This is a genomic window from Streptomyces sp. Ru73 (genome assembly GCF_002920575.1).
Classification (GTDB): domain Bacteria; phylum Actinomycetota; class Actinomycetes; order Streptomycetales; family Streptomycetaceae; genus Streptomyces.
The window spans coordinates 1-5,026 of record NZ_PQSQ01000184.1; the positions used below are offsets into that span (position 1 = coordinate 1).

At 77.4% G+C, this 5,026-nt stretch carries 3 protein-coding genes and 1 pseudogene; all 4 read left to right on the plus strand.

Annotated elements, in window-relative coordinates; genetic code table 11:
* Nucleotides 1-574: alpha/beta fold hydrolase (locus C3486_RS36140; RefSeq protein ID WP_146075140.1), on the plus strand; the 574-nt coding region annotated here is incomplete at its 5' end.
* Between the two features lie 8 nt (nt 575-582).
* Nucleotides 583-2,016: a DUF3152 domain-containing protein gene (locus tag C3486_RS36145; protein ID WP_258053203.1), complete on the plus strand. Its 1,434-nt coding sequence runs from the start codon at nt 583-585 to the stop codon at nt 2,014-2,016.
* Between the two features lie 251 nt (nt 2,017-2,267).
* Nucleotides 2,268-4,169, plus strand: a complete 1,902-nt coding sequence (locus tag C3486_RS36150) for a glycosyltransferase (RefSeq protein ID WP_103837088.1) — start codon at nt 2,268-2,270, stop codon at nt 4,167-4,169.
* Nucleotides 4,166-5,026, plus strand: a pseudogene (locus C3486_RS37625) (hypothetical protein); the annotation flags it as partial. The gene C3486_RS36150 and the pseudogene C3486_RS37625, both read left to right, overlap by 4 nt.

The following is a 5,026-nucleotide window of genomic DNA, read 5'->3' on the forward strand; positions in this document are numbered from 1 at the left end:
GCAGCTCAGCGCGCTGCCCACGGGGCTGCTGGCGGTCCCCGGCGTGACCACCCTCTTCAGCCGCCTCACCCGGGACTGGACGCCCGAGCGCCGCACCCGAGAGGTGCTGGCCCTCTGTTACGGCGACCCCGCGAAGGCTTCCCCCGAGGAGGTGGCCGCCGCGGTCGAGGAGACCGCGCGCCGGCTCCAGCTGCCGTACTTCTGGGAGGTCATGGAGCGCGCCTCGCGCGGCATCGTCAGCGCCTACACGATCGGCGGCCAGCACAACCTGTGGCGGCAGGCAGAGCGCGTGCTCGCGCCGACCCTGCTCATCTACGGCGGGCGCGACCGGCTGGTCTCCTTCCGCATGGCCCGCCGGGCCGCCGCGGCCTTCCGCGGCTCGCGCCTGCTGACGCTCCCCGAGGCGGGCCACGTCGCGATGATGGAGTACCCGGCCACCGTCGCCCGCGCGGTCCGCGAGCTGCTGGACGACACCGAGCGCGAAGCCGCCGACGGCTCGGGGACCCACGCGCGCGGTACCGGTGCGGCCGGTGGCACGAAGGACGGCACGACCGCCGATGCGAGCAGGAGCTGAGGGGCCGAGTGGGACGCCATAGCCGCCGGGCCCCGGACGGGACCGACACCCCGCAGACCGGCGATCTCACCGGGCCGCACGCCGCGCCCGGACCTGCGCCCTGGACGGGCGGCACGGCGCCGCCGGGGCCCGCGGGCGCCCAGCACGCCGCGGCTGCCGCACAGCCCCCCGAGTGGCCCGGAGCGGGCCGTCGGCGGCGGCGTGGCGAGGACGGCCCCGCGGTGCGCGGTGGTCATCCGCAGCACGGGGAGGGCCCGGCCGTACCGGGCGCTCCGCAGCCTCCGCAGGCCCCCGGCGTCCCGCTGGTGCCGCACCAGCGCGGTACGGGCGCCACGCGGCCCGGCGTGCTGGGCACGCCGGTCGATCCGGGCGGTGCCCGGCCGGGACCGCGCCAGGAGTACCTCGACGCCTTCGCCGACGACGACGTCTTCGCGGCGGGCGCGCCCGGCACCGGGCCGGCTCCCGGTGCGCCGTCCGCCCCTCCGGGCGCGCCGCGTCCCCCGAAGGACCCGCGGTCCGCGGCACAACAGGGGGCGGTCCCCGCGCCCCCGCCGCCCCGCGGCCCCGAAGAGGACGCGGAACTGGCCGCATATGAAGCGGAGTTCGGGGAACCGGGTCCGCTGCCGGACGGGCCGGCCGACACCGCAGGGCGGCGGCGGGGCACCAAGGGGCGCACTTTCACCGGGGTGGCCGCCGCGGCGGTGACCACCGTCCTCGCGGTGGTGGTCGCCGGCCAGGTCGCCGACGCCCGCAAGCAGGGCGCCGAAGGGACGCCGGTGAGCGGCGGGGACGCCGCGCCGGAGGCCGATGCCACCGACTCCGGGGCCACTGCCGCGCCCGCCACGTACGCCGCCAGGATGGCCAAGGTCTATCCGCTCGCCGCCGACCTGAAGGGGCCGGGGACCTTCAAGCCGGTCGGCGGCGCAGCCGCGGCGCCGGGCCGCGGCCACGTGGTGCGCTACCGCGTCGACATCGAGGACGGACTCGGGCTGGACGGCGGCCTGTTCGCCGAGGCCGTGCACAAGACGCTGAACGACGACCGCAGTTGGGCGCACGGAGGCCGGCGGACGTTCGAGCGCGTCGCCTCGGGCAGGGCGGACTTCGTCATCACCCTGGCCAGTCCGGGCACCACGGACGCCTGGTGCGCCAAGTCCGGCCTGGACACCAGCGAGGAGCGGGTCTCCTGCGACTCGGCCGCGACCGAGCGCGTCATGATCAACGCGTACCGGTGGGCGCGCGGCGCCGCGACGTACGGGCCCGACAGGATGTACGCCTACCGGCAGATGCTGATCAACCACGAGGTCGGGCACCGGCTGGGCCACGACCACGAGGGCTGTCACCGGCAGGGGGCGCTCGCGCCCGTGATGATGCAGCAGACCAAGTTCCTGACCACGGACGGCGTCACCTGCCGCCCGAACGCCTGGCCCTTCCCGAAGGGCTGACGCCGCCCCCTCGGGCCGGGCTCGGAGGGCTGCTCCCGAGCCCTGCCGTTGCCACTCCGTGTAGTGCAACGCGCACTTACCGCATCCGAACGGCATGTCCGGCGGAAAGTTACGCCACTTCACCCCTTTTGGTGGCGCGATGGACAACCGTCCGTCGCGCCACCGGTGCTTCTGCGTAGCGTCGGGCCCCAGGCGGTGAGGAATCCGGCCACCGCCCGGAAGGTCGCCGATCCGAGGACGGGGGTGCACTCGTGCGCATTGGTCTGCTCACCGAGAGTGGCGGTCCGTACGCTTCCGGTGAAGCGCGTGGCTGGCGCGACCGGCTCGTGTGCGGGCTCACCGGCCACGAGTTCGAGGTCTACGCGCTGGCGCGCGACACCGCGCGGGAGCCCCTCCCGGACGGCCGGATCCGGACGGTGCACACCGCGCCGCTGTACGGCGAGCTGCCCGACGAGCACCGCTGGTGGCCCGGCGGTGTCCGCCCCCGCGGCGGCCGGCGCGGCGCCGCCGCCGGTGCGGGCCGCCGCGAACGCCGCCGCTTCGCCCAGCACTTCGCCGACCTCACCGCCGCGTTCTGCGGCGCGCCCGGCGAGCCGTCCGGCCCGGCGGCGGACGCGGCCGACGCCGGGGACGCCAGTGCGCGGGGCGCGGGCCGGAAGAGCGCCGCCGACGCCGGGGCGGGACGCCAGGCGGACCGTTTCGCCAGTGGGCTGTACGGCCTCGCGGACCTCGCCCGCGCCACCGGCGCGCTGCCCGAACTGCTCCGCTCCGAGACGGCCGTACGCGTCCTCGAAGCGGCCTGCCGGGCGTCCGGCGCCGTGGCGGCCGCGCGCGCCGCCCAGGTGAGCGACCTGCTGGCGCTCACCGAGGCGCTGGAGACCGCGCTGCGCCCGCTGTCGCTGGACTGGTACGGGGACGGGCCCGGCGGGCAGCACGACGGCATGCCCGGCGGCCGGTACGGCACGGGCCGGGGGCTCGCCGGCGCCGACCTCTGCCACGTCACGTGCGGTGGTCCCGCGGCGCTCGCCGGACTCCTGGCCAAACGCTTCTGCAGCACTCCGCTCCTGGTCACCGAGTACGGCGTGCGGCTGCGCGAGCACTATCTGGCGCGCGCCGCAGCGCCGCTCAGCGCACCCGTGCACGCCCTGCTGGCCGCTTTCGAGGGCGCGCTGGCCACCGAGACGTACCGCAGCGCCGACCTGATCACGCCGGGCAGCACCCGCATCCGCCGCTGGCAGGAGCGGTGCGGCGCGCCCCGTGACCGGCTCCGCACGGTCTACCCGGGCATGGACGCCGGGCCGTTCGCCGCCGTCCCGGACGCCGCGGCCGACGGGACCAAGACCCTGGTGTGGGTCGGGACCGTGGCGCCGGAGAAGGACCTCATCGGGCTGCTGCACGCCTTCGCCCAGGTCCGCGCCGCCGAGCCGGACGCCACCCTGCGGATCATCGGCTCGCCCGGGGACGACCCCGAGGCGCCCGCCTATCTGGCGCACTGCCGGGCGCTGGCCGCGCAGCTCTTCCCCGACGAGGCCGCCGACGCCGTCACGGTCGGCGACAATCCCGTCTCCTTCGAGGAGATCGGCGATCCCGGGCTGCCGCGCCCGGCCGACGCGTACGAAGCGGGTTCGGTGCTGGTGCTCTCCAGCGTCGTCGGGGGCTTCCCGAGGACGCTGGTGGAGGCGATGTTCTGCGGCCGCGCCACGGTCTCCACCGACGTGGGCGCGGTCTGCGAGGTCATCGGCGGCACGGGCCTGGTCGTACCGCCGCGCAACCCCCGGGCGCTGGCCGAGGCGTGCACCGCGCTGCTCGGTGACCCGGACCGGCGGGCCCGGCTGGGCGCGGCCGCTCGCGCGCGGGCACTCGAACTGTTCACCGTCGAGCAGAACATCGCGGCATTTCGTGGCATCTACCTGGAGCTGATGTCGCAGATCCCGGTGTGCCACGCGGAGCGGGACGTGGACGGCGCGCCGCGCCTCTTCGCGCGTACCGCTGAATCGCATCTGCCGGGCCAGTGGTCCGCCACCGGCCCGTCGTCCGCGCCGCAGGAGCGCGGCCACACCCCCAGCTGGGCCCGACCGCCCGCGGGACCGGACCACGCCGGGCCGCGGGTGCCGGCCGGCATGGCCCGGACGAGAGGAGGAGGCGACGCATGACCGCGTACCGGACGCGGGCCGCGCACCGGCCCGACACCCCCACCACCCCGCGCAGCCCCGGGGGCTGGGACACCCGCTCCCGGGCGGTGCTCGGCGGCACCGCCGGGGGAGAGGCGGCCCCCGCTGGGGACGCGGCCGAACCCGGAGGTCCCGCCGTCGGCGGAGCAGCACTCGGAAGCGGTGCGGCCGGCGCGCCCCGGAAGAGCGGCGGGACGCGTGCCCCGGAGGGCGGCGCGAAGCGGGCCCCCGGGAGCGCGCGGAAGCCGCGCCCCGAGGACGGGCCCCACGCCGCGCACGACTCCGCCCCCGAAGAGGGCCCCGCCCGGAAGGCCCCGCCCCGAAGAGGTCCGGCCGACCCCGTACGGGAGCTGATGCACCGCCACCGCGAGCTGTGCGAACGGGCCGTTGACCCCCTGGAGATCGCCGCCGGGCTGGAGGCGCACGGCGTGACCGACCGCACCGCGGCCCGCTTCCGGCACCGCGACGTCTTCTCGCTCGCCGAGGAGCTCTACGCCCGCGTGCCGCGCGCCGACGCCGCCGAGGCCGCGCCGCGCGCCGCCGACCCGGCGCCGCTGCCGGCCCGCTGGGTGCGGGCCGCGCTGCAGGTGCTGCCCGGCGCGCTCGCCGCGGCCACCGTCGCCGCCGTCGCCTCGGTCCAGGGCCCGGCGGCAGCGCCGTACGTCCGCCCGGCCCTGGCCGCCGTCGGCGCGGTGTGCGTGGTCCTGGCGCTGCGGCTGTGCCTGCGGAGCGGCCCGCTGGGCCACGGGCAGCGCACCGGAGGCGCTGCGGCCCTGTGGACCTGCTGGCTCGCCGGGTACGCGCTCTTCGGTGACCGGCTGTTCGGCCTGCTGCTCACC